Source organism: Haloglomus salinum (genome assembly GCF_024298825.1).
GTDB classification, from domain to species: domain Archaea; phylum Halobacteriota; class Halobacteria; order Halobacteriales; family Haloarculaceae; genus Haloglomus; species Haloglomus salinum.
Window position 1 is genome coordinate 404,358 of sequence record NZ_CP101153.1, and the last position, 24,168, is coordinate 428,525.

At 70.1% G+C, this 24,168-nt stretch carries 27 protein-coding genes and 1 pseudogene; 11 read left to right on the forward strand and 17 right to left on the reverse strand.

What is annotated here, in order from left to right:
- Positions 1-5 precede the first annotated feature (5 nt).
- The 3 genes and pseudogenes from ilvN to NL115_RS01860 all read right to left on the reverse strand — a co-directional run.
- A pseudogene (ilvN, locus tag NL115_RS01850) lies at positions 6-650 on the reverse strand (acetolactate synthase small subunit); the annotation flags it as partial.
- Entirely contained in the window at positions 647-2,428 is a 1,782-nt protein-coding gene (gene ilvB, locus NL115_RS01855) for a biosynthetic-type acetolactate synthase large subunit (protein ID WP_254831530.1), read from the reverse strand. The pseudogene ilvN and the gene ilvB, both read right to left, overlap by 4 nt.
- 438 nt (positions 2,429-2,866) lie before the next feature.
- A complete protein-coding gene (locus tag NL115_RS01860) occupies positions 2,867-4,090 on the reverse strand; it encodes a LeuA family protein (protein WP_254833133.1) in 1,224 nt (407 codons plus the stop codon).
- Positions 4,091-4,480: 390 nt separating this feature from the next.
- On the opposite strand from NL115_RS01860, the gene NL115_RS01865 reads away from it, so the two are divergent.
- On the forward strand, positions 4,481-4,936 hold the full coding sequence (locus NL115_RS01865; RefSeq protein ID WP_254831531.1) for a ferritin-like domain-containing protein: 456 nt from the start codon (positions 4,481-4,483) through the stop codon (positions 4,934-4,936).
- Positions 4,937-5,018: 82 nt separating this feature from the next.
- Positions 5,019-5,339: a DUF5779 family protein gene (locus tag NL115_RS01870; RefSeq protein ID WP_434084005.1), complete on the forward strand. Its 321-nt coding sequence runs from the start codon at positions 5,019-5,021 to the stop codon at positions 5,337-5,339.
- Positions 5,340-5,426: 87 nt separating this feature from the next.
- Here the strand turns inward: NL115_RS01870 and NL115_RS01875 are convergent, their stop codons facing one another.
- The 3 genes from NL115_RS01875 to NL115_RS01885 all read right to left on the reverse strand — a co-directional run bounded on the left by NL115_RS01875 (position 5,427) and on the right by NL115_RS01885 (position 7,750).
- Entirely contained in the window at positions 5,427-6,395 is a 969-nt protein-coding gene (locus NL115_RS01875; protein WP_254831532.1) for a hypothetical protein, read from the reverse strand.
- Positions 6,396-6,474: 79 nt separating this feature from the next.
- A complete protein-coding gene (locus tag NL115_RS01880) occupies positions 6,475-7,014 on the reverse strand; it encodes a cupin domain-containing protein (RefSeq protein WP_254831533.1) in 540 nt (179 codons plus the stop codon).
- A gap of 43 nt (positions 7,015-7,057) precedes the next feature.
- On the reverse strand, positions 7,058-7,750 hold the full coding sequence (locus NL115_RS01885) for a VOC family protein (protein WP_254831534.1): 693 nt from the start codon (positions 7,748-7,750) through the stop codon (positions 7,058-7,060).
- Between the two features lie 127 nt (positions 7,751-7,877).
- Here NL115_RS01885 and NL115_RS01890 point away from each other — a divergent pair, with 127 nt between their 5' ends.
- Both NL115_RS01890 and NL115_RS01895 read left to right on the forward strand, forming a co-directional pair.
- A complete protein-coding gene (locus tag NL115_RS01890; protein WP_254831535.1) occupies positions 7,878-8,570 on the forward strand; it encodes a hypothetical protein in 693 nt (230 codons plus the stop codon).
- Positions 8,571-8,639: 69 nt separating this feature from the next.
- Entirely contained in the window at positions 8,640-9,101 is a 462-nt protein-coding gene (locus NL115_RS01895) for a JAB/MPN domain protein-containing protein (protein ID WP_254831536.1), read from the forward strand.
- Between the two features lie 8 nt (positions 9,102-9,109).
- Here NL115_RS01895 and NL115_RS01900 read toward each other — a convergent pair whose 3' ends face one another.
- Both NL115_RS01900 and NL115_RS01905 read right to left on the reverse strand, forming a co-directional pair.
- Positions 9,110-9,319 (reverse strand): ribbon-helix-helix domain-containing protein, encoded by a 210-nt coding sequence (locus tag NL115_RS01900; protein ID WP_254823061.1) that lies wholly within the window; start codon positions 9,317-9,319, stop codon positions 9,110-9,112.
- A 75-nt stretch (positions 9,320-9,394) separates the two neighbouring features.
- Positions 9,395-9,721, reverse strand: a complete 327-nt coding sequence (locus NL115_RS01905) for a hypothetical protein (RefSeq protein WP_254831537.1) — start codon at positions 9,719-9,721, stop codon at positions 9,395-9,397.
- Between the two features lie 118 nt (positions 9,722-9,839).
- On the opposite strand from NL115_RS01905, the gene NL115_RS01910 reads away from it, so the two are divergent.
- The 3 genes from NL115_RS01910 (at position 9,840) to NL115_RS01920 (ending at position 13,823) form a co-directional block, all read left to right on the forward strand.
- Positions 9,840-11,243, forward strand: a complete 1,404-nt coding sequence (locus NL115_RS01910; RefSeq protein WP_254831538.1) for a phosphohexomutase domain-containing protein — start codon at positions 9,840-9,842, stop codon at positions 11,241-11,243.
- Between the two features lie 561 nt (positions 11,244-11,804).
- On the forward strand, positions 11,805-12,623 hold the full coding sequence (locus NL115_RS01915) for a nucleoside phosphorylase (protein ID WP_254831539.1): 819 nt from the start codon (positions 11,805-11,807) through the stop codon (positions 12,621-12,623).
- Between the two features lie 132 nt (positions 12,624-12,755).
- Positions 12,756-13,823, forward strand: coding sequence for a PAS domain-containing sensor histidine kinase (locus NL115_RS01920; protein WP_254831540.1), 1,068 nt, complete (start codon positions 12,756-12,758; stop codon positions 13,821-13,823).
- Positions 13,824-13,872: 49 nt separating this feature from the next.
- Here the strand turns inward: NL115_RS01920 and NL115_RS01925 are convergent, their stop codons facing one another.
- Positions 13,873-14,181 carry an Hsp20/alpha crystallin family protein gene (locus tag NL115_RS01925; protein WP_254831541.1) on the reverse strand — a complete coding sequence of 103 codons (309 nt, stop codon included), beginning with the start codon at positions 14,179-14,181 and terminating at the stop codon, positions 13,873-13,875.
- Positions 14,182-14,303: 122 nt separating this feature from the next.
- Positions 14,304-15,194: a coiled-coil protein gene (locus tag NL115_RS01930; protein WP_254831542.1), complete on the reverse strand. Its 891-nt coding sequence runs from the start codon at positions 15,192-15,194 to the stop codon at positions 14,304-14,306.
- A 368-nt stretch (positions 15,195-15,562) separates the two neighbouring features.
- Between NL115_RS01930 and NL115_RS01935 the strand changes: the two genes are divergently transcribed.
- On the forward strand, positions 15,563-16,036 hold the full coding sequence (locus NL115_RS01935; protein WP_254831543.1) for a DUF371 domain-containing protein: 474 nt from the start codon (positions 15,563-15,565) through the stop codon (positions 16,034-16,036).
- A gap of 12 nt (positions 16,037-16,048) precedes the next feature.
- Here the strand turns inward: NL115_RS01935 and NL115_RS01940 are convergent, their stop codons facing one another.
- Complete coding sequence (locus tag NL115_RS01940) at positions 16,049-16,474, reverse strand: hypothetical protein (RefSeq protein WP_254831544.1); 426 nt, start codon at positions 16,472-16,474, stop codon at positions 16,049-16,051.
- A 119-nt stretch (positions 16,475-16,593) separates the two neighbouring features.
- Here NL115_RS01940 and NL115_RS01945 point away from each other — a divergent pair, with 119 nt between their 5' ends.
- Positions 16,594-17,466 (forward strand): endonuclease III domain-containing protein, encoded by an 873-nt coding sequence (locus NL115_RS01945; RefSeq protein WP_254831545.1) that lies wholly within the window; start codon positions 16,594-16,596, stop codon positions 17,464-17,466.
- Position 17,467: 1 nt separating this feature from the next.
- Here NL115_RS01945 and NL115_RS01950 read toward each other — a convergent pair whose 3' ends face one another.
- The 4 genes from NL115_RS01950 to NL115_RS01965 form a co-directional block, all read right to left on the reverse strand.
- Positions 17,468-17,917, reverse strand: coding sequence for a disulfide bond formation protein B (locus NL115_RS01950; RefSeq protein WP_254831546.1), 450 nt, complete (start codon positions 17,915-17,917; stop codon positions 17,468-17,470).
- A 4-nt stretch (positions 17,918-17,921) separates the two neighbouring features.
- Positions 17,922-18,665, reverse strand: a complete 744-nt coding sequence (locus tag NL115_RS01955) for a DsbA family protein (RefSeq protein ID WP_254831547.1) — start codon at positions 18,663-18,665, stop codon at positions 17,922-17,924.
- Positions 18,666-18,752: 87 nt separating this feature from the next.
- Positions 18,753-19,208 (reverse strand): hypothetical protein, encoded by a 456-nt coding sequence (locus tag NL115_RS01960; protein ID WP_254831548.1) that lies wholly within the window; start codon positions 19,206-19,208, stop codon positions 18,753-18,755.
- Between the two features lie 70 nt (positions 19,209-19,278).
- Positions 19,279-20,052 carry a DUF2797 domain-containing protein gene (locus NL115_RS01965; RefSeq protein WP_254831549.1) on the reverse strand — a complete coding sequence of 258 codons (774 nt, stop codon included), beginning with the start codon at positions 20,050-20,052 and terminating at the stop codon, positions 19,279-19,281.
- A 134-nt stretch (positions 20,053-20,186) separates the two neighbouring features.
- Here NL115_RS01965 and NL115_RS01970 point away from each other — a divergent pair, with 134 nt between their 5' ends.
- Positions 20,187-21,362 (forward strand): S8 family serine peptidase, encoded by a 1,176-nt coding sequence (locus NL115_RS01970; RefSeq protein WP_254831550.1) that lies wholly within the window; start codon positions 20,187-20,189, stop codon positions 21,360-21,362.
- A gap of 58 nt (positions 21,363-21,420) precedes the next feature.
- A complete protein-coding gene (locus NL115_RS01975; protein ID WP_254831551.1) occupies positions 21,421-21,765 on the forward strand; it encodes a BsuPI-related putative proteinase inhibitor in 345 nt (114 codons plus the stop codon).
- Between the two features lie 29 nt (positions 21,766-21,794).
- Here the strand turns inward: NL115_RS01975 and NL115_RS01980 are convergent, their stop codons facing one another.
- A complete protein-coding gene (locus tag NL115_RS01980) occupies positions 21,795-22,073 on the reverse strand; it encodes an amphi-Trp domain-containing protein (RefSeq protein WP_254831552.1) in 279 nt (92 codons plus the stop codon).
- A gap of 408 nt (positions 22,074-22,481) precedes the next feature.
- Positions 22,482-24,164: a cytidylyltransferase domain-containing protein gene (locus tag NL115_RS01985; RefSeq protein ID WP_254831553.1), complete on the reverse strand. Its 1,683-nt coding sequence runs from the start codon at positions 24,162-24,164 to the stop codon at positions 22,482-22,484.
- Between the last annotated feature and the right edge of the window lie 4 nt (positions 24,165-24,168).

Sequence of the window (24,168 nt, forward strand, 5' to 3'; positions counted from 1 at the left end):
ATGGCATCGTTGGGCGCCGTGGCGGTCTCGCCACGGGCCAGCGCCGCCTGCCCGGTCCGGGCGATCTCCCGGATGCCGAACTGCTCGTAGGCGTCGATGGCGTCGTCGATCTTCCCCTCGTCGCCGGTTATCTGGACCGTGATGGTCCGGGGCCCGGCGTCGAGCGTGGTGCCGTCGTACATCTCGGTGATGGCGTGGACCTTGTCCGGCTCCTCGCCGTTCACCTTCAGCAGCACCAGCTCGCGGGAGACGGGCTGTCCGTCCAGTTCGCGGGCACTCACGACCGGAACGAGCTTGCTCAGCTGCTTCTCGATCTGGTCGATGTTCGGGTCCGGTTCCTCGACGACGATGGTGATGCGCGAGTAGTCGTCCTCCTGCGTGGGGCCGACCGTCAGCGACTCGATGTTGAACTGGCGCCGGCTGAACAGGCCCGAGACGCGCGACAGCACACCCGGCTCGTTCTCCACGAGCGCGGTCATGACCGTCCGGCGCGGGAGGTGTTCTGCCTCGGCCTCGGGGTCGATGCGGATACCCTGCGAGTTCCGGCGTCCGACCGGGCGCATCCGCTCGCTCGGCTCGGGCCCGTGCAGGCCACCCTTGCGGTCCTCGGCGTCGCGCTCGGCACGGGGCGGGGTCTCGTCGCTGCTCATAACTGGTCCTCCGACAGTGCGAACTGCCCGTTGTCGCCGCCGCTCGGGACCATCGGATAGACGTTCTCCTCGGGGTCGATGTGGACGTCGACGACGCTCGGGCCGTCGTACGCCAGCGACTCCTCGACCACGTCGGGGAGCTCCTCGTACGTGTCCACGCGGAAGCCCTTCGCGCCGAACGCCTCGGCGAGGGTGTCGAACTCCGGCACCCAGGGATATTCGGAGGCCATCCGGCGCTTCTCGAAGAACGCGTCCTGCCACTGCCGGACCATCCCGACCGCGGCGTTGTTGAGGACGACGACGGTGATGTCCATGTCCTCGCGGACCGCGACGGACAGCTCCTGCAGCGTCATCAGGAAGGAGCCGTCGCCGTCGAAGCAGACGACGTCCTGGTCGTCGTCCGCGGCGAGACGCGCGCCGATTGCGGACGGCAGGCCGTAGCCCATCGTCCCCAGCCCGTGGCTGGAGACCCAGGTCCGGGGCTCGGTGAACATCCAGTACTGGCAGGCCCACATCTGGTGCTGGCCGACGCCGGTGGTGACGATGGTGTCGTCGTCGGTCGCGGCGTCGTACGCCTCGACGACGAACTGCGGCTTGACCGGCTCGTCCTCGGGCGCCGAGTAGTCCATCGGGTACTCCGCTTTCCACTGCTGGCAGGTGTCCCGCCACGCCTCGCAGTCGGGCGCGGTCGGCATCGCCTCGTGGACCTGGCTGATGACGTGTGCCGCGTCACCCAGCAGGCCGTAGTCGGCCTCGACGTTCTTCGATATCTCGGCGGGGTCGATGTCCGCGTGGATGATGTCCGCGTCCGGCGCGAACGTCTCGATGCCGCCGGTCAGCCGGTCGTCGAAGCGCGTCCCGACGGCGAACATCGCGTCGCAGTTCGTGATGGCCATGTTCGCGTAGCCGGTGCCGTGCATCCCGGCCCACTCCAGCGAGAGGTCGTGGTCCTCCGGGAACGCGCCGATGGCCGGCATCGTCGTGATGACCGGAATCTCGTGCTCCATGGCGAACTCGCGCAGCTCCTCGCTGGCGTCGGCCTTGATGACGCCGCCACCCGCGAGGATGACGGGTCGCTCGGCGCTCGCGAGCACGTCGGCCGCGTCGCGCACCGCCTGCGGGTCCGCACGCTCGGGCGGGTCGTACGTCTTCGGCGTCTTCGGCGCGCCCGGGCGCCGCTCCGTCTCGCCCTTGGTGACGTCTTTGGGCAGGTCGACCAGGGTCGGACCCTGGCGACCCTCGCTAGCGAGCGCGAACGCCTCGCTCACGTCCGTCCCGACCTCGTCCGGGTCGGAGGCGAACGTGTTCTCCTTCGTGATGGGGCGGGTGACGCCGATGGTGTCGGTCTCCTGGAAGGCGTCGCTCCCGACGAAATCCGTCGGGACCTGTCCCGTCAGCGCGACGACCGGGTCCGAGTCCATGTTGGAGTCGGCCAGTCCCGTGACGAGGTTGGTCGCGCCCGGCCCGGAGGTGGCCATGCAGACGCCTGGCTCCCCGCTCACGATGCCGTACGCGTCGGCCGCGTGCGCGGCCCCCTGCTCGTGGGCCATCGTGATGTGGGTCATCTCCGAGTCGTACAGCGCGTCGTAGACGGGCATGATGGCGCCGCCCTGCACGCCGAACAGGTACTCGACGCCGGCGTTCTCCATCGCCTCGACGACCGTCTCGGCGCCGGTCACGGCACCGCGACCGGTCGGCTCCTCGTCGGCCTCGGTCTCGTCAGGTGTCGCCTCGGTCTCGGTCGTGGGCGACACCGGCTTCGGTTGTTCCTTGCTCATGGTCGATACCTCCGTCGGTCCGGGGTTGGGTGGTTGGTTCCGTCGTACATCGGTGGTTTCTCGCGGATACTGCCGACAACACGCGAACGCGTGCTGTTGGTCGTGAACTGCGGCAACGTCGATGGAATGGGTGATGTCGGGGCTAGGCGGCCCCTACAATACCCAGAATCGAGAGGAGACGGCGCACGGACGCGTCGCTGGCACCACGAACCCGCGTGGGCGCGACACGCCGTGTCATCACGTCGTTGGTAGTGCACTGCTGTGGTAAAACGCTGTCGTGTCGCGCGGCCCCGAGCGCGGGCGCGGTGGCCCACGCGGGTGTGCCGCCTGCCCACGTCGGCGCACAGCCCGGTCACACGTCCGCCAGCGCAGCCGCTCGTGGCCGGCTGGGTACGTACCACTCTCGTGGGCGCGACGACCGGATGAGGGGGCATGGGCCTAGACCCTGACCTCCTCACGGGTGACGCCGATCTCGCGGGCGAACTCCTTCAGGTGCGCCAGCGTGACGCGGCCCTGTTCGGCGCCGTAATCCTTCACCCGCCGGGTGACCTCGCGGACCTCCTCGTCGGTCGGGGCGAAACCCTCCTCCTCGAGGCGTTCGCGCACCGAGTGCTGCCCGGTGTGCTTGCCCAGGACGAGTTCGCGCTTCGCGCCGACCATCTCCGGCGTCATCACGCCGGGTTCGAAGGTATCGGAGTTCTCGATGACCCCGGCCGCGTGGATACCGGATTCGTGGCTGAACGCGTTCGAGCCGACGATGGGCTTGTTGGCCGGCACGTCGATGCCGGACTTCTCCTCCACGATACGGGACAGCTCCACGATGCGCGTGGTGTCGATGCCCGTATCCACGTCGTACAGCGACTCGAGGCTCATCACGACCTCCTCGTAGGCCGCGTTGCCCGCGCGCTCGCCGATACCGTTGACCGACACCTGCGACTGGGTCGCACCGGCCTCGTAGCCCGAAATCGCGTTGGCCGAGGCCAGCCCGAAGTCGTCGTGGGTGTGGACGTCCACGTACACCTCGCCCTGGCCGACCTCCGTCGCGGCCTCGTTGGCCGTCCCCACGACGCCCTCGACCATGTCGTAGAAGCGTCGCGGCGTGGCCACCCCGCAGGTGTCGGGGATGTTTATCCAGTCGGTTCCCGCCTTCGAGACGGCCTCCACGACCTCGCTCAGGAACGCCTCGTCCGTTCGGGTGGCGTCCATCGGCGAGAACATGCAGGTCGCGCCGGCCTCCTTGACCCGTTCGACCGCGTCCACGGAGCGCTCGACGGCCTCCTCGCGGGAAGCGTGCATCGAGTCCTCCAGCTGGACGTCACTGGTCGAACAGAAGACGTGGACCATGCCCACGCCCGAGTCCAGCGCCGCCTCGATATCTTTGTCGACGACCCGCGCCAGCCCGCACACGGTCGAGTGGCGGGTGCTCTCGGCGATGTCGCTCACGGCCTCGAACTCCGCGTCGGAGTTCACGGGGAACCCGGCCTCGATGACGTGGGTGCCCATCTCGTCGAGGACCTCGGCGATTTCGCGCTTGTCCTCGTACGAGAACGATGTGCGTGGCGACTGCTCACCGTCGCGCAGCGTGGTGTCGAAAATTCGTGCCTCGTCTATCTCTCCAGTGGAATCAAGCGTGCCCTGGAAGAACTCGACCCGCCGACTCAGTCGACGAACCCTCGGTGTTGCCTGTCATGGCTATCCGACACTGGATGCTCCCGACTATTTAATACTGTCGTCGCGGCAGCGTCTGCGGCCACCGAACCGAACAGGCCCCTTTCACCGGCGCAGGGGGGAAATCAAGCGGCTCAGACGGTGTACGAGTGCAGGAGGCCCCTCGTGAACCACGACACGACGTAGCACGACCCGGGCGGTCTATATCGACGGCGCGTGTAACTTCCACAGTTCTTCCCCCAGAATCAACTCGCGCGCGGCCAGCGCGCGCCGGTCGGGTGGACACGTGTCCGCCCTCGCCCGGACCCGCCCGGTCACTCCCGGAGTCACCGACTGGGAACCGCCGGTACACATCTAAGTTCGGAGCGCGTAAGTCCCGACGGTATGAGCGACGACGAGGTAACTCGGCTGCTACAGAAGGCGTACCAGGACGAGATCGAGACCGTGATGAACTACCTGTCGAACAGCATCGTCCTCGACGGCGTCCGGGCCGAGGAGATCAAGGAGTCCCTCGAACTCGATATCGACGAGGAGCTCCAGCACGCCCGGATGCTGGGCGAGCGACTGAAACAGCTCGACGAGAACGTCCCCGGCAGCGAGGCGTTCGTCGCCAACCAGGACTCGCTCCAGCCGCCCGAGGACACCACCGACGTCCTCGGTGTCATCGACGGCGTCATCGAGGCCGAGGAGGACGCCATCGCGACGTATCGCGACCTCGTCGACGCTGCCGAGGCCGCCGACGACCCCGTCACCGAGGACCTCGCCGTGACCCTGCTGGCGGACGAGGAGGCCCATCGCACGGAGTTCCGCGGCTTCCGCAAGGAGTACGCTCAGGACTGACGCCCAGCCCGTCCGGGCCGGTGACAGCCGCGCGTCGGACCCTGCCGCGACCTTTTTGCCGCCCCCTCCCGACCCCTCGGCCATGAGCGACGAGAACGAGTCGACGGGCGGGCCACTGAGCGACCTCGACCTGCAGGCCGCCGAGGGGGAGATGGACGACCCGACCCCGAAGGCGTTCGACCGCGTCGAACTGGGCGTGCTGGACGGCTCCGAAGACCCCGAGGAGTGGATCGCCGCCATCCAGGACGGCGCCGTCCTCGTGCTCGACGTGGAGGGCGACCTCAACGAACTCGCCGCCGGCTTCGCCCGCGACGTGCGCGAACTCGGCGGCGAACTGATGCACTTCCGGGGCTTCCTCGTGGTCTCGCCGCCCGACGTGGAGATAGATACGGACCGGCTGTAGGCGACGGAGAGCGGTTGGACGGGGCAAAGAACGGTGGTTCTCTGCAGGACTCCGGTATCTCACGCCGGCCGCTCGAGCGGTCGCCGGTCAGATACCGCTCAGGCCGGCCAGGGCCTCGGCGTAGACGACCACATCGAGCGCGAGCGTGAACCCGACCATCGCCAGGGCCGGCACCCACACCGACCGGGTCCGTTCGTAGCCGAGGACCGCGAGCCCGAACGCAGCGACCCACAGCGCGTCGACGACGACCTCGCCGAGCGTCGTCAGGCCGGTTCCGACACCCACGATGCCGACGAGCGCCAGCGCCAGTACGGCGAGATGTCGGCGTTCCAGGGCCCCGGCGTCGAACGCCACGGAGCCGTCCGGCCCCTCGGCGTGACGGTAGAGGATGCCCACGCCCATCGCGAACGCGACGCCGAACACGAGCGACGCGGTGAACTCGACGGCGCTCCCGACGCTGAGCCGGAGGCCGACAGCGTCCATGGGGAGGAGCCAGAAGAACCCGACCAGCAGGGTGGCGACCACGGGCGCGTCCTCGGCGCCGACGAGATTCCGTACCCGCTCCGGGACCAGCGCACAGAACAGGACGCCGAGGCCGACCCCGAGGAACACGGACGGGAGCCCCATCATCCACACGAGGACCGACGTCGATGCCTCGGGGTTCACGAACCGGTTCAGGAGCGAACTCAGGGGGACCCCGAACACCGTGTTCGCGACGAGCGCCGTGGCCCCCGCGATGGCTGCCGGCCCGACGACGGTCGCGGCGGCGACCGGCCACGACCCGTCATGGGGCCGCCCCAGCGAGATGTCGATGCCACGGTAGCGGGCATATGCCAGCGCGCCGCCGGCGAGTCCGACGAGCGATGCGGCCCCCGAGACCAGGAGGAGCGACTCCGGGGTCCCGAAGACCTGCCCGGCGAACTGTGCCGCGGCGGCCACCGCGGTCGACCAGAGACTGACGGCGATGAGCGCCGCGAAGAGGACCCCGAGTCCGAGGGCAGTGGTGTCCTCGGGCCCGCCGAAACCCCACGTCGCGCTGCGTCTACTGTTGGACATTGGTTGAACGATTGTTCACGAGGGACAAGTACCTGTCCCCGACCGGGGACGCCTCCGGGCGGCGGCCCGGGCCGCCGCCTCACTCCGCCGGACCCGGTCGGAGTCGGTCGGTTTCGGCCCCACACCCCGCGCAGGACAGGACGTACACCGGCACCCCGTCCTCCTCGTCGGCCACGAAGTCCCGACTCGTCCGCTCGCCGCACGCCTCGCACGCCTCGACGATGGTGGCCCCGTCAGACGCCTTCGGCGCGCCGACGGCGATGACCCGGGCGGGTTCGTCCCCGACGGCGACGGCCTTCTGTGGGTGGTTCGGCGGGACGAACAGCACCTCGCCGGCCGTCACGTGGCGCTCGCCGCTCGGCGTTTCGACCCGTAACTCGCCCTCGAGGACGTGGAGTACCTCCTCGTGGTCCGGGTGGTAGTGGTACCCCCATGGCAGTTTCTCGCCGGGGTCGGCGACGAAGACGTTGTAGCCGAACCCCGTGGCGCCGACGGCCTCGTCGACCTCGCGCTTCGCGCGAGTGGGATTCGGGGCGTCGGGCAGGTCGTCGACCGCGACCTGCCGGTAGTCGTATTCGCCGTCCAGCGGGTCCGGGTCGGGATGGGTCTCGTCGGCCATGCCACCGGGGTCGCACCGGCACGGCAAAAGTCCGCCGCGTGGCTCACTCCCCCACGAACGTGAGGTAGTGGCCGTCGGGGTCCCGCACCCGGACCGCACCCGAGTCGAGGTCCTCGATGCGGTCGGCCCGGCCCCAGACGGCGTCGGTCGCGGTCTCGGGGTCGTCGACGTACACGCCGAGGTCGACGTGGACGCCGCCGCGCGCGTCCGCCAGCCCGAGATGGGGTTCCCACAGCTCCAGGTCGAACGGGCCCGCAGTGAGACGGGTCCGCTTGCGCCGGTCGCCCTGGTCGACGACTTCCATCCCGAGTGCGGTGTAGAACTCCTCCGCGCGTGGCAGGTCCTCGACCTCGAGGACCACCTCCATCAGGCCCGTGATGGCGGTCTGGCTCCCCTGGTCCCGCCCCATGACTTCGACGCAGTTCCCCTCCGTGTCGTAGAAGTACAGCGACCGCACGTCGCCGAAGGTCTCCTCGTGGAGGTCGAAATCCTCGGAGAGGCGGTCCCACCAGTCGTCGTACGCGTCGGCGGGGCAGGAGAAGGCGTAGTGGGTGTGGAGGCCGCCGCGGGGGACCCCCGCAGGTCGGCGGAGCAGGAGGTCGGTCTCCCCGGCTCCGAGCGCGGCCTCGCGCCCGTCCTTGCGCCGGAGCGGGAGGTCGAGGTGCTCCTGATAGAACTCGACCGCCCGGTCGAGAGACTTGACCTCCAGCGCCAGCCACGCGAGTCCCGAGAGCATATCCCGCCGTTCACGGGGGCGGCTGTTAAGTGCCGCCCCAGCGCTGGGGCGCACCGTCGGCCACGGGTGGGGCCGCTCGCTTGCCCGGAGACGACCCTTTAACCGCGTTCCGGCCGAACTGCGTGGTATGCCGATGAAGTCATCCGGAGCGGGGTCGCTCAACGAGGTCAACCGCTGGGACGGCGGCGCGAGCTGGATCGCCTACCCCGAGGAGGAGATGCAGCGCGCGAGCCACGCGGTCGCGACCGAGGCAGGGCTCGTCGTCGTCGACCCCGTCGACGTGCCCGACCTCGACGAGTGGCTGGCGGACCTCGCCGCGGACACCGGCGCGGACGGGGTGGCTGGCGTCGCGGTCCTGCTGGACCGGCACAAGCGCGACTCGGCCGCCATCGCGAAGCGCCACGGCGTCCCCGTGGGCGTCCCATCGTGGATGAGCGGCGTCGCCGGCGACCTCGACGCTCGCACGACCGACCTCGCGGACCTGCTCGCGGACACCTCCTACGAGGTCCGGCGGGTCATCGACAACCCGTTCTGGCAGGAGGCAGGGATGTACGACCCCGACGCCGAGGTGCTGGTCCTGCCGGAGGTGTTCGGCACCGTCGACTACTACTGCGCCCCGAGCGAGCAACTGGGCGTCCACCCGATGCTCCGGCTCACGCCGCCGAAGAAGCTCAAGCGCCTCGACGTCGAGCGCCTCCTCGTCGGCCACGGCGAGGGCGTCGCCGAGGACGCCGACGACCTGATACGGACGGCACTCCGGAAGGCCACGACCAATGCCCCCGGGCTCTACATCAGCACGGTCAAGAACGCGCTCTTCTGACGCGGCCGTCGGTCAGCCGGTCGCCCCGGCGACCACCGGTGTTAAGCGATTCGGCGGCGTACTGGTGGTGTGACCGACGACCTCGACGCGGCGACGCCGGACGGGGCGGGCGGGCGGCCGCCGGTGTACGCCACCGCGGGGCTCGTGCGGGCGCTGCTGGACATCGCCGAGGACCGCTCGCCGAACAAGGTGACCATCGCGGTCACCACCACCCCCGCCGGCGAGTTCGAGCCACCGCTCGACCTCTCCCCCGAGACACCCGTCTTCACGGACCTCTACCTCCCGGGAACGGGTGGTTCCGTCGCGGCCGTCTTCGGGATGGACCTCGGAACGCCCGCCTCCGACGGGCGGTTCGTCTCACACCCGGACGGCCGGCTCGAGGTCCGGCAGACGGACGACCTCCACGAGGTCGTGTTCATCGGTGTTCCCCCGTGGGACGATACCGCTATCGCGGCGTTCGACCGGCGCGGGCGCGGGCGGGCGCTGGAACTGCTCGACGTCGAGCCGCCGGCCGAGTCGCTGCCGCCCTGACGGCCCCGTTACTCCAGATAGCCCAGGTCCTGCAGCTGTGCGGTTATCTCCTCGAACTCCGCCTCGGTCAGCTCGCCCTGCTGCTGGTGCTGGATGACGATGCTCCGCAGCAGGAACCGCACCAGGTCGCTGGTCGAGGAGAACGAGGTCCCCTCGATGGTCCCCTCGACGCGCTCGGCCAGGTCCTTCGGGATGGAGACGGTGGTGTACTCGGTCATACCGCCGGAGACGGCGCCCGGACCGATAGGGGTGACGCTCGGGGTTGCACGAGCGGCGAGAGGGGGAACCGGGGGTCAGAAGGGGAGCAGCGCGCGCAGCTGCCCGAGGATACTGTTGCCGGCGCGCTCGCGGTAGGACTCGAAGACGGGGTGGAGCGTGTTCAGCAGCTCCTGCTCGGAGTCGAAGTGCTGGATGTGGACCTTGTCCATGGCCTCCGAGAGCGCCACGGTCGACCCGGTGGCATCGTAGGGGATGTCCGGGTCGCCCAGCTGGGTCAGCAGCGTCTCGGCGTCGACGGGGAACTCCACGTCCGCACGCTCGAGGTGGGCGTCCAGGGCCGCGATGCCGAACGTGATCGTGTCGGGCTCGTCGTCGTCGTTCTGCGGTGGCCGGACTCCCATCACGCGACAGTACGCCGCGCCTCGTACAAAAGACTGCCCTCATCGGGAGACAGGCCCCGCCCGGACAGCCCGCCGCGCCATCGCGGAGATTGAAACCCCCTCGCTGCCTTCGGTCGGTATGGACCTCTTCGGCACGGCGGGTATCCGCGGGCCGGTTCGCGACCGCGTGACGCCGGCACTCGCCCTGCGCGTCGGTCGCGCGGCGGCGCGCGAAGCACGCGCGGACGACACGAGCGACGGGAACGAGGGGGGTGGCAGCGGCACGCCGGTCGAGTTCGTGGTCGGGCGCGACGGTCGGGAGACGGGCGACGCCATCGCGTCGGCGGTCACCTCGGGCCTCCAGTCCGGCGGCGCACGCGTCGTCCGAGTCGGGCGCGTCCCCACGCCGGCGCTCGCGGCCGCCTCGCGCGGCCGCTACGGCGTGATGGTCACGGCCAGCCACAACCCGCCGGCCGACAACGGCCTCAAACTGTTCCGCGACGGCCGGGAGTACGACCGCGAGGCCGAGCGGCGCGTCGAGGAGGCCGTCGCGGCCGAGGCCCCGCCCGTCGAGTGGGACGACTGGGGTGGCGTCGAGCGTGCCGACCGCCTCACCGAGTACCGCCACGCCGTCGTCGCGTACGCCCGGGGCCACGGCGCCCCGCTCGACGGCCTCCGGGTCGCCGTCGACACGGGCAACGGGATGGCCGCGCGGGCGGCGCCCTGGGTGCTCCGGGAACTCGGCGCGCACGTCGTCACGCTCAACGGTAACGTGGACGGCCACTTCCCCGGCCGCGAGTCCAAACCCACGCCCGAGAGCCTCGCGGACCTCCGCGCGTTCGTCGCGGACGGCGAGTTCGCGCTCGGGCTAGGGTTCGACGGCGACGGCGACCGCATCGTCGTCGTCGACGGCGACGGCGACGTGGTCCACGAGGACACCGTTCTCGCCGTGCTCGCCGAGCACTACACCCGCGCCGCCACGCCGGGCGACCCGGTGGTCGTGACGACGCCGAACGCCTCCGCGCGCATCGACGAGCGCGTCGCCGAGGCGGGTGGCCGCGTCGAGCGCGTCCGCCTGGGGGCGCTCCACGAGGGCATCGTCGCCGCCCGGGCCGCGGGTGGCCCCGACACGGAGGTCGTCTTCGCCGCCGAGCCCTGGAAGCACACGCACACCCGGTTCGGCCCGTGGATGGACGCAGTCGCCAGCGCGGCCATCCTCACACGGCTGGTGGCCGAGTCGGGGCTCGACGCGCTCCGCGGCCCCATCACCGAGCGCCCCTACCGGAAGGTGAGCGTCGACTGCCCGGACGGCCGCAAGACGGCGGTGATGGCGGCGCTGGAACGCACACTCCCCGAGGCGTTCCCCGACGCCGATGTGGACACCGAACACGGCGTCCGCCTCGAACTCGACGGGGGCTGGACCCTCGTCCGTCCCTCCGGAACCGAGCCGTACGTCCGGGTCTACGCGGAACACGACGACGTGGACGCGCTCGTCGACCGGACCGTCGAGGTCATCGAGGCCGCCGTCGCGGACGCTGGGTAACTCGTTCTCTGCTCCGGCGTCGGTCCGCCGAGACACTGCTCGTCTGGAACTCACCCCCGTCAGTCGCCCGGGCGCGCGCTTGCGGCCGTGCCCCCAGGGCCGGCCGCAGCGCACGCGCGAGGGCTGAGGAGCACAGCGGAGGGAGCGTAGCGACCGAAGCGAGCACCGCAAGCGGTTGGGGAGGCGTGAGGCTCACAGGACCTGACTGACCAATCCGCGGGCCTGGTGGACTCGAAGGGCGAGCACGCTGGACGAAGCCCGCCGACGGTGAACCGAGCGGAGCGAGGCGAACCACGGGAGTCGCAGCGCGCGCAGCGAAGCGAGCAGGAACGACTCCCGGAGCAAGCACCGCAGGGAGGGCGCGAAGCGACCAATCGAGGCGCGCAACGAGGCGCGAGAGTCCAGCGTGCGAGGGCTCCGTGGGTGTTTCTGCCGTCGTCATCGCGAGAGCGTGCGAGGGTTCGGAGCGGCTGCAGTCGTCGGAGTTGGCAGAAACCACCTCGCTACATCGTTCCTGCCCGCACGCTCAACTACAAAGTACCCCCCCGTCCACAACGGCCCATGGACAGTGAGGACCCGAACGACGAGGTCCAGTACCACCTCGAACTGGAACCCGGCGATATCGACGGGCCGGTCCTGCTCCCGGGAGACCCCGAGCGGGTCCCCGTGGTCGCCGAGCAGTGGGACCGGGCCGAGGAGGTCGCACACCACCGCGAGTACCGGACGATGCGGGGCCACCGCGCGGGGGCGCCGGTCGCCTGCACCTCGACGGGTATCGGCTCACCCTCCGCGGCCATCGCGGCCGAGGAACTCGCCAACGTCGGCGCCGAGACGCTCATCCGCGTCGGCTCCTGCGGGGCCATCCAGGCCGAGGCCGAGGTCGGCGACCTCGTCATCACCACGGGGGCGGTTCGGCAGGAGGGGACCAGCGCCGAGTACGTCCGCGAGGACTACCCGGCGAGCGCGCACGGCGAGGTCGTCACCGCCCTCGTGACGGCGGCCGAGCGTCTCGGCTACGACTACCACCTCGGCGTCACCTGCTCGACGGACTCGTTCTACGCCGGCCAGGGGCGCCCCGGGCACGACGGCTTCGAGGCCGCAGGGACCGACGAGCGAACCGCCGAACTGCAGGAAGCGGGCGTCCTCAACTACGAGATGGAGGCCGCCGCGCTCCTGACGCTGGCCTCCATCTACGGCCTGCGGGCGGGCGCGGTCTGTACCGTCTTCGCCAACCGCGTCACCGGCGAGTTCCGGACCGAGGGCGAATCACGTGCCGCCGAGGTGGCCAGCGAGGCCGCCGTCGTCCTCGACCACATGGACCACGTCAAGCAGGAGGCGGGCGCCGACCACTGGCACGCGGGGCTGTCGCTCGAGGGGTGACGGCCGGGCACCGGGATGGGACGGCGCCGTCGGGTGGAGGCGCCATTCGTCACGATATACGAAATATAACAACACATTCGAACTCCGATTCGGCGCGAAACTTGATTAACGTGGAGTCCAAGTGGGTGGTAGATGGTAGGTAACCGTTCCGAGCCGTATCGTGTCGCGGGCGCGGACGGGAGTCGCTACGGACATCTCATCGAACACGTCCAGGACGCCATCGTGGAGTTCGAGCTGGTCGACGGGGAGCCCATCGTCAGGGGCGTGAACCACGCGTTCGTCGAGACGTTCGGCTACGACGCCGAGACGGTTCGGGACGAGCCGCTCAACGACTACATCGTCCCCGGGTGGCTCGCCGAGGAGGCTCGCGCCCTCGACGAACGGACGGCAGCGGGAGAAATCAACTACCGGCGTGTCGAGCGCGAGACGGCGACCGGGCTCCGGGAGTTCCTGTACCGGAGCATCCCCTACGACGACCGGAGCGGTCAGACCGGCGGCTTCGCCGTCTACACCGACCTGACCGACATCAAACGGCAGGAGCACCGATTACAGGTCCTGAACCGGGTCCTTCGACACAACCTGCGGAACAACGCGAACATCATCCTCGCCCACACCACGCGACTGCTCGAACAGCTCGAGGAGCAGACCGAGGAGACGACGGCGGTCGCCGCCACCCTCGAGAAGGCGGCCAGCGATCTGGAGACCCTGACGCGCGAGGCGGGCGAGATCGACACCATCCTCTCCCAATCCGACACCACCACGGGCGCCATCGACTGCGCGCCCCTCCTCCGGGCGATCGCCGAGGATCGACGCCAGCGGGCACCGGGGGCGACGGTCGAGACGGCACTCCCCGACTCGCTGGAGGTGAACGCGGACGCGAATCTCCGGGCGGCCGTCGATAGCCTCCTCGAGAACGCCATCGAGCACCACCCCACGGGCTCGGCACACGTCCGCATCCGGGTCTCCGATGGCGGGGAGAGCCGCTGGGTGACCATCCACGTCGAGGACGACTGCCCGAAGATCCCGGCCAACGAGCTGGACGTGGTGACCGGGCGCGAAGAGATCTCGCCGACCTACCACGGAACCGGGCTCGGGCTCTGGCTGGTCCGGTGGACCGTCGACGCCTTCGGCGGCGACCTCTCCTTCGGCACGAGCGAGTTCGGCGGGAACGACGTCCGTATCCGTCTACAACGAGCCTGAAATCGACGGAATCCATCCGGTACGCTCCGCCTCGCCCCGACCGGGGTCGCTACTCGGACCGTCCGACCTCGACGGTCCGGCTCTGTGGCCGGTCGCCGACGATGGGAAGGCGGATCTCCAGTACGTCGTCGGATTCGTTGTAGTCGGCGGTGATCGCGCCATCATCGACCGCCCGCGGGAACGTCATGTCCCGATGGGTGACGCGGGTGCGACCCTCGTGATGGTGCTCGGCGGCGACGTGGAGGTGACCGTCGACCCACTTCACGTCGATGTCCTCGGGGGCGGCGTCGATGTGGGCCAGCACGAGGTAGTGGTCGTCCTCCCGGTACAGCTCCAGTTCGTGCCGCGGGTCCGTCATCGTCATCTCGGCCGGGAGTTCGACGGGCCGGCACTTCAGGATACTGTCGGCTCTCGGTGGACGAGAACCACCGATGCACGGCTGCCGGTCGGTGAAAACAGGTCGAAACGGAACTCGCTACCTCAGAGCTTGCCGGCGCGCTGCAGCTTCATGAGGTCCTCGGTGTCGAGGGTCTCGCCCTCCTTGAAGCGCTGGTAGATCTCCTCGGCCTCCTCCTGGGCCTGCTCCTTCTTGGCCTGGCGCTCGTCCTTGCGCTCCTCCTCCTCTTCCTTGTCCATCTCGCGGAGGCGCTTCTGGACGCGGACGAAGTCCTCGTGGTGGCGGTCGGCCGCTTCCTGGGCCTCGACGAACTTCTCGTGCCACTCGTCGGCCTCGTCGCGGATGTCGTCGGCCTCGCGGTAGGCCTCGATCATCTCGTTGTGGTGCTCCTGGGCCTTGTCCGCGAGCTCGGTCACCTTCTGGTGGTGCTCGCTGGCCTCGGCGCGGACCTCCTGGGCCTCCTCCTTGACGCCCTCGAGGTCACCGGTCTGGTCGAGCTTCTCCTTGCGGTTCTGGAGCTTCTCGCGCTTGTTCTCGATCTTCTCGATGAGCTCGCGCTCCTCGTCGGTCGAGAGAACCTCCGTCTGCTGCTTGAACTCCAGATCCTCGATCTCCTCCTTGAGCTCGTCGGCCGACTTGCCCTCGTTCAGCTCGAGGTCGTCCTTCATGTCGTCGACCTTGTCGAAGAGCTCGTTGGCCTTCGCGTTGAGCTCGTTGCGCTGCTCCTTGTGCTCCTGGACCTGCTCGTTGAGCTCGTCGCGCTTCTCGCGGTGCTCCTGGGCCTCGTCGACCTTCTCGCGGGTCTTCGCGTTCAGCTCGTCGCGCTTGGAGGCGCGCTCGGAGGCCATCTGGTTCAGCTCGTTCCGTCGGTCACGGAGCTGCCCGGCCTTCTTGATGAGCTGGCCCTTGGAGTTGCTCTCGAGGTCGTCGTCTGTCAGTTCTACGTTCTTGCTTTCGTCAATGCTCTCTGCCATTGTTAGTAACTCTCTATCCATTACCGCTCCGGGTTCACACACCGGTCCCTAGGGGACAATGCAGCCACCGAAGGATCGAAGGGTCCTGTCATTCTGGTCGGCTGGCGATGCGGGTGAACGCCGGAGGCGTTCTGGTACTTGCATCTTTATCATTCAACCATATAATGGTTTCGCCGATGCGAGACCCGTGAAAACGAGCCACACGGCCCGCCTACCCGCGACAACGGTTCACACGGAACCGACAGATAGTATATAAGTCGACCGTGTCTCAGAGGCTCACCATCGGGACCACCCGACGGCGACGAGGGCGTCCACCGGAGAGCCGTCGGAACGTCGGCCTGAAGTACGGTCGTCGCTCCGGTCCGGGTATGAGCGACCACGCCCCCGTCGACACCCCCCACGAGGAGGTCGTCCACGCACACGGACACGAGCACGTCCGCGCCGAACACGCCAGCACGTTCGAGGTGACGACCGACGACTGGCTCACGCCCGCCGGCGACTGCATCCTCGCCATCGAGGCCGACCGCACGCCCGCGGACTTCGACGACGCCTTCGTCGCCGCGTGCCGGGATGCCGACGCGCATATCGAGGCCACCATCGCCGTCGACCCGGCCGGCGACTGGGACGCACCGGCCCACGAGACGACCATCACGGGGCGGGGCCATCCGGACCTGACCTTCGCGGACGACCGTGGTGCGGTGGGCCGGACCAGCGACCACGTCGACGACCGGACCATCATGCTGGACGCCGACGCGGCGGCCGCCGACCTCGACCGCGACCTCGTCGCAGCACTCGCGGACGGCGCGGACCTGCGGCTCGTACTCCGAGTCTCCGAGAACTGACGCTCCTGCTGGTTACTCGATATCGACCGTCAGCACACCGTTCGAGACGTGCCGGTCGGCCGCCGTCGGGTCGAAGGGGAGGTCGAACGAGCGCTCGACGCCCTCGGCGCGGACGGTCACGCCGAAGCGACCGAGGTCCACCGTCGCGTCCGGGTCGTCCACGACGACCGTCGCTGCCTCGCCGTCCGGCGCGCAGTCGAACCGGACCAGTGGCTCGGGCCCCGTCCCCGCGTCGTCGGCCACCTCACCCCGGCCGGCCGCGACGGCCCGCCGGACAGCCTCGGGGCCCGCGCCGCGGCGGACGAGAAGCACCCGCCGACCACCGTCGTCGAACCGGTCCTCCACCTCGACGTGCTCGGTACGCAGCGAGGCGGAGACGCCGGGCAGCAGGTTCAGCGAACGGACGAACAGCTGGAGTGGGGCGAAGAGCGGATTCATTACCCTATAATGGTGTCTTCTGGTATTCATTGGTTTCGGTCGTGGCGGGCGCTGACGAGGCCCGCGGCGGGACCGCCACGAACCGCAGTCATATGACGCCGCCGCCCCACGGTTCGGCCATGAGCGAGCAGCCCGGAGACGGTTCCAGCGATCCCGCGGCGGACCCGGAGCCGGCAGAGAACATCTCCGGTGGCGACGCAGGTGGTGGCCGTGCACACCGATTCGAGTCGACCGAGGAGCCCGCAACCCGCGCCGAAGCTGTCGTCGACCGCCTCGGCGAACGCTACTGGCGGAAGGCGTACGGCGGGCAGGCCGCCTTCGAGTGTCTCGTCCGGACGGTCCTCTCGCAGAACACCTCGGACAAGGCCTCGCAACCGGCCCACGACGCGCTGATGGAGCGGTACGGTCGTGGCGGGGGCGACGGGGAGGGTGACCTCGCGGCCGCGCTCGCCGCGGCCGCGCAGGACGAACTGGCCGAGACCATCTCGTCGGCTGGCCTCTACAACCAGAAGTCCGAGACGCTCATCAGACTCGCCGGACGCGTCCGCGACGAGTACGGGGGGGCCGACGCCTTCGACGCGTTCGTCACCGGGGAGGACCCGACGACCGTGCGCGACGCGCTCCTCGAGATGAAAGGTGTCGGGCCGAAGACGGCCGACTGCGTGCTGCTGTTCTCGGGCGGCCGTGGCGGCGTCTTCCCCGTCGACACCCACGTCCACCGTATCGCCCGGCGGGTGGGGCTCGCGCCGGCCGACGCCGACCACGAGGGCGTCCGCGCGGCGCTCGAACGCGACGTTCCAGCCGGGAGATGTGGCTTCGGCCACACCGCGATGATACAGTTCGGCCGCGAGTTCTGCACGGCCCGCAACCCCGCCTGCCTCGACGACCCGGACGCGTGTCCGATGGCCGACGTCTGCGACCAGGTCGGCGTCTACCCGGCCACGGGCGAGGTGGTCGACCCGGCCGAGGCTCCCGAGGCCGGCGTGGACTGACTCAGCCGAGCAGTCCGCGCTCCCGGGCCGCCACGACGCCGCCCAGCCCAGCCACGAGTCCGAACGCCACCAGCGACAGGTTCGGGATGGTGAGGCCGACGACGGGCGCGCGCCACAGGACCGCCGCGCAGTCACCCTCGAAACCGCAGGCCACGGTGGTCGCCTGCAGGTAACTGTGATACGCCGCGACGACGAAGCCAGGGATGGCCAGCGGGAGGACCGTCCGCCAGACCGCCGGTCGCGCCTCCGCGACACCCACACCCAGCACGACCACGAGCGGGTACATCAGGACACGCTGGTACCAGCAGAGTTCACACGGCACCAGTCCGAGGCCGAGCGAGAACCAGAGGCTCCCAGCCGTCGCGACGGTCGCGACGAGCGCCGCCAGCACGAGCAGGGACCGCGTGGCGGGTCGGTGGGCGGCCGGATTCCGGTTGCGCTCGCTCGCCATCGCGTCACTCGCCGGCGTTCTGGAGTGCGTTCCGGAGCGCATCCTGCTCGTTGAACGGGCTGTACGAGGCGTCACCGACGACGATGGCGGGGGTCCCTCCGACGCCGCTGTTGGCGGCGAACTCCGTGTTGGCGCGGACCTCGCTCTCGTACTCGCCGCCGTCGATAGCCTGCCCGACCGCATCGGGGTCCGAGACGCCGGCCTCGCGGGCGAACTCGACGAGCTTCGACTTCGTCGCCCAGCGCTTGCTCTCGGCCGGCTGGTTCGCCATCACGTGCTCGTGGTACCGCCAGTAGTTCTCCGGGTCGACGTTCCAGACGGCGAGGCCGGCCCGCGCGGCGCGGGGGGCGTCGGGACCGAGGAACGGCTCGCCGTCGCCGGTGTAGGAGAGCGCCCGGTACTCCAGCGCGAGGTCGCCGGGAGCGACGTAGTCGGAGACGATGGTGCCCAGCGACAGCACCCGGTCCGAGCCCGTCGAGAACTCCGCGCAGAACGGGCACTTCCAGTTGCCGAGATACGTGACGGTGGTCGATGCCCCGGCATCAATCCGGGCGTAGGTGCTCGCGCCCGGGTCGTCCGGGACGGGCGCGGTCGCCACGGGACCGTTCGGCGTACTCTGGTTCCCGCCTCCGCCGTCGCCACCAGCTCCACCGTCGCCGCCGTCGCTACCGTCCAGTTCGGCACAACCGGACAGCCCTGCGGCAGCGGTCGTCCCGACGGCCGCGAGGAAGGTACGTCGAGTCGTCATGGCCGCGCTTGCACGGTCCGGTGTCTCAATCTTCTGGTCGGACTCTCGAAAACATCGGTCGGACGGGGGGACCCGTCGGATGGCCCGTTACCGGTCCTCGAGCGCGTCCGCAACGCGCTCGACCTCGCGACGGATGTCGTGGAGCTCGTCGCGGACCTTCCGGACCTCGCGGACGAGTTCCTCGTTGTCCTGGCCGCCCTCGTCGCGCCCGCGGCCCTCGGGACCGCCGGGCGAGCCACCGAGCGCGCCGCCGGGGCCGCCACCGCCCATCATGCCGCCCATCATCTGCGCGAACGGGTTGCCGCCGCCACCGCCGCCCATGCCCGGCGGGCCGCCCTCGCCACCCATCCCGGGCGGACCGCCGCCACCCATCATCTCCTCCATGCGCTCCTCGGGGCTCTGCCCCTCGCCGCCCTCGCCCTCGCGCTCCTCGGCGCGCTGCTGTCGGATTTCCTCGACGCGCTCGCGGAAGGATTTCTCCTCGCCACCGTCCTCGCCGCCGTTCTCGGCCGGCTTGTCCGCATCTTCGGATTCGTCCGTCATACCTCCCGGTATCGGTGCGCCACGGAAAAACATGCGGGAATCGTCGGTGACCCCCGGCCCGGTATCGCTGCTAACCGAACTTCCCGAGCGACGACTGGATATCCCTGTCACGCGCGCCGTCCGTGACCTCGTGGCCGAGCAGGTCCCGCAGGTCGACGGCGTAGGTGCTGCCGGCGTTCTCCAGCACCAGCAGTCGGCCCTGCACGCCGACGACCGTTCCGGTCGCGAGCGTCTCGCGGACCGGCCGGTCGGCCACGGTGAAGCCGTAGTCGAGGTCGAACGTCTCCAGCGGGTCGAACTCCGCGAGCAGCGCCTCCCACGCCTCGGTGTTCACCGTCCGCGCGAGGGCTGCCACCTTCGTCGGCGTCCGAACCCGGTCCGGCAGGCGGTCGGCGAGCGCGGCCTCCCGGCGTCGTGCGGCCCGCCCGTCGGGGAAGTGTTCGACCAGCGCGGCGCGGTCGGCGCCCTGCTCGCGGAGCCTGGTCTCCAGGCGTCCGGGCTTGGTGACGCCGACCTTGAACGTGTCCGGCGCGAAGGCGGCGAGGTAGAGAACGTGCTCCCGGGCGCAGTTCTCCAACGGCATGTCGCAGTTCCCGGTACACCGCGCACACGCCCACGTCGAGGTGTGGTCCCGGCAGTACGGGGCCCGCGACGCGGTACACGAGCGATGCCGCAGTTCGTCCCCACCGTCACCGTCCTCGGCGACCAGCGCGCCCGCGCAGTGACGGTCACCGAGCCCGTACTCCAGTGTGGTGCCCGACACCAGCGCCACACGCTCGACGGGCCCCCCGGCGGCGAGCTGGAGCGCGGGGTCGGGGGACCGGTCGTAGCCGACGAACTGCACACGTGGCGTTCGTGGGGGACGGCAAAAGAGGTGCCGTCGCCGCTGTACTCATAAATGGTGGCGCAGATACGGCCATTCTTTGATATAGGATGGTGGTACGGGGGGATACGGACCGGCCGCCCGTCGGTGGTGGTATGAGACAGGGTGGACGGAGTCGGCGGGCGGTACTGCAGGCGATCGGTGTGGGAACGACGGCGGTCGGCCTCGGTACGGGCCTCGGCGCGGCCGACGGGCGCGGTGGTCGCGATGGTGGCGCGACCACGCGCGTGAACGTCGGTATCCGGCCGGGCGGCGAGCAGGCGGCTCGGGCGGCCGCAGCGACGGTCCACCGGACCTACGCGTTCGACGCGCTGACGGCGACCGTCCCCGAGGTGGCGATTCCGGACCTCCGGGCGCGCGACGACGTGCGCTACGTCGAGGTCGACGGGGCGGTCCGGATCGACGGGTCGGGGCCCGTCGAGACGGAGGACACCCAGACCACGCCCTACGGCATCGAGCGTGTCGGGGCGACGGCTGTCGACGAGACCGGCGAGGGGGTCCACGTCGGCATCGTGGACACGGGCATCGACGCGACACATCCCGACCTGCTCGGTCGCGTCGGTGAGAGCTTCACGACGGTCGGGAGCTGGGTCGCCGGAACCGCGGCGCCCGCGGGCCAGGACGACAACGGGCACGGCACCCACGTCGCCGGGACGGTCGGCGCGACCGACGACTCCGGCGGTGTCGTCGGGGTCGCACCCGGTGTGACCGTCCACGCGGTCAAGGCGCTCACCGCGGCCGGGGTCGGCTACAACGCCGACCTGGCCCGTGGCATCGAACTCGCCGCAGAACAGGACTGGGACGTGGTGAACCTCAGCATCGAGACCACGGCCGCGTCCGGCACCCGGATGCTTCGTGACGCCTGCGCGTTCGCCCGCGAGCGCGGAGTCGTCCTCGTCGCCGCGGCCGGCAACTACGGCCCGTGTTCGGACTGCGTGGCCGCGCCCGGGAAGTTCGCAACCACGGTCGGCGTCGGCGCGACCGATGCCGACGACGACGTGGCCGCCTTCTCCTCGACGGGCCCGGGCGTCGACATCGCCGCGCCGGGCGTCGACGTCCGCTCGACCGACCTCGGTGCAGGCTACACGGAGAAGAGCGGCACGTCGATGGCGACACCCCACGTCACCGGGGCCGCCGCGCTGCTCCGTGCGGCCGGCCACGACCCCGGACGCACGGAGGAACGGCTGCTCTACACGGCCGAAGACATCGGTCAGAAGGTGGCCGAGACGGGTGCCGGCCTGCTGGACGTCCCGGCGGCGCTGCAGCGGTAGCTCGGCAGCCCGTCGACACCGCACAAACGCTTTCTCCCCGGGGTCGTATGCTCCGGCCGTGTCACCGCTCGACGCGTCGCTGGAGGTCACGGTCGACGGCGACGGCCAGCGGGTGCAGTTCACGCTGGTCGTCGAGAACGCCGGTCACGACCCTGTCAGCGTGACCTTCCGCGACAGCGGCGATGCGGACTTCGCCGTGTTGACGGCTGCCGGCGAGGAGGTGTGGCGCTGGTCGGACGGCCGGCTGTTCGCGCAGACGCTCCGTCCGGCCGAGTTCGCCCCCGGCGAGTCGGCCACGTTCGAGGTCGAGTGGCCGGACCCCGCGTCCGGCGACTACACCGCCGTCGGCGAACTCCGCATCCGTGAGAGCGAGGTCCGCGCGGAGACGCCGTTCTCGGTCTGAGCTGCCGCGCCGCGTGGCCACGCGACGGCTTACTCGATGGAGAGCTCCTCGCCGTCGACGGGAGCGTCCTCGTCCCACTCCAGTTCCAGCTCGAGGCCGAGTTCGCCGGGGCCGCTGGCCGGCCCCTCGCGCTCGACCTTCACCTCGAACTCCACCCGGTTGGGCGGCGTCACGGAGACCGACTGGTCCCCGGATTTCAGCGTGACGGCACCGTCCGACTCCAGCGCGTCCGCGACGTCGCGCAGGTAAGCGGCGACTTCCGACCGGCTCTGCATCGACTCCGTCTCGAACAGCACTTCTTCGGGCATACTCGTCCATGTGCGACTCGCGGCCATACGCATGTCGGCTCCTGCAAACGATGACACGGCAGGGATATGCGACCATAATCTGTAAATATCGGCACTTTGGAGATTATGCACCACACAATGAACTAGAGGACATTTCTATTCATAAACCATCCATTTTCACCCCATAATCCTCGTGATAGGATTCGGGCGGGACACAGCGTGCGGGTCCGCCGGTTCGTGCTGAACCGGCGAGTCCGTGGACAACGATGGAACCACATCGAAAGCCCCCGAGCGCCCCGGGGCGTCGAGCACCGGTGGACTCCGTCCACCGAGCAGTCGGCGCGAAGCGCCGACGACGGCCAGGGGCTTCCAACCCGTTCCTGTCGCAGCGGAAGAGTTCTGAGCGAGGCACCTGCCAGACCCGTACGCTCACCCTAGCAGCGCCTCGTGGACCGCATCCAGAATCCGCCGGGTGCCCGCCCCGTCGACGAACTCCCTGGCGCGCTCGGCCAGTTCCCGCCGGCGCTCGCGGTCCGCAGCGAGGTCGTCGATGGCCGTCCGCAGGCCCCCGGCCGACATCCCACGGCCGTCGCCGAGGTAGCTGACGACGCCGCGCTCGCCGAGTGCAGCCATCCGCTCGTGTTCGCGGTCGTTCTGTGCCAGGACGAGCGTCGGCGTCCCGGTCGCCGCAAGTTCGTACGCCGTCCGCCCGCCCGAGCAGACCGCGAAGTCGGCCCACTCCATCACCGCACCCATCTCCGGGTCCGTGACGGCGGTCACGTTCGGCGCCCCGGCCAGCGCCGCGTCCAGGTCGGAGTCATCGAAATCCGGCCCGCGGACGAGCCGGTACTCGCGGCCGTCACCAGCCACCGCCTCGACGGCGAGCGCCGACAGCCCCGCGGGGTCGCTCCCGCCGAACGTCAGCAGGCCGTGCTCGGCCGTCTCTGGCACTTCGAGCGGACGGTCGCGGAACTCCTCTCGCAGGACGAAGTACTCCGCGCCCGCGAGATGGTTGTCGCCCCCCTCGACGAGCTCGGGCTCGTACAGCGCGTTCACGACGAGGTCGGCGGACTCGGGACCGCCCGCGAGGTCCTCCAGGTTGACGACCGCCGCCGCGGTCCGGTGGAGCTGGCGCACCCGCTCGGGGTCCGTGTCCAGCACGTCCAGGAACACGAGGGCCGGGTCCATCGCTGTGACGGGCGCGAGCGGGTCGCGCTCGTCCGGGTCGACCACCTGCACCTCGCGCCCGGCGTCCCGGATGGCGGCGATACCCGCGGGGTAGTCGGCCCGACAGACGAAGGTCGGCGCCGCGCGGAGCGTCCGCTCCAGCTCCGCGGCGAGCGTGAGACACCGCGAGACGTGTCCCAGCCCCCGGTTCCCGCCCCCGTCGACGCGGAAGACGACGCGGGGCCCCTGCGAGAGCCGCTCGGCCAGCCACAGGTCCACCACGCCGTCGATAGCCAGCGAGGAGAGTCGGTCGGTGACGACGTAGCCCGGCGTCTCGCCGACCCGGGTCCCCCGTTCGAGCAGTGCCGTCGACGTGACGTTTATCGAACCCGTCTCCCGGTAGAACGGTTCGAGGTCGGCCCGGAGCGCACGCTCGTCGAAACGCGGTTCGAGCCGGCCGCCGTCCTCCGTGTCCCCGTTCGTCCCCGAAGTCCCCTCCTGCGCTCGCCAGAAGAACCGCCGCTCCTCGGCGACGCTGATGACCGCCTCGTGGCCGCCCCGGAACCGCTCGATGGCCAACTCCACGTCCGCGACTCGTCGGAACGGGACGTTCGGCTGGAGGACGACGATGGGCGTCGCCGCGGTCACGGGTCGCTCCCCGCGCACCTGCTCGACGGCGTGTGCGACGACCTCGTACAGGAGCGCGTCGGTGGCCAGTCGCTCGGGTCGGAGGAACGGGGCCCGGGCGCCGTGCTCACGCGCGAGTTCGGCCAGCGCCTCGTCCTCCGTCGTGACGAGCACCTCCTCGATGCCCGGGCACGAGAGTCCCGTCTCGACCGTGTGTGCGAGGACCGGCTTCCCGGCGAGCTGCTTGAAATGCTTCTTCGGCAGGCCGGGCGAGGTCCCGCGCGCGGGGACGATGCAGAGTGGGTCGGTCGGGTCCATGGCG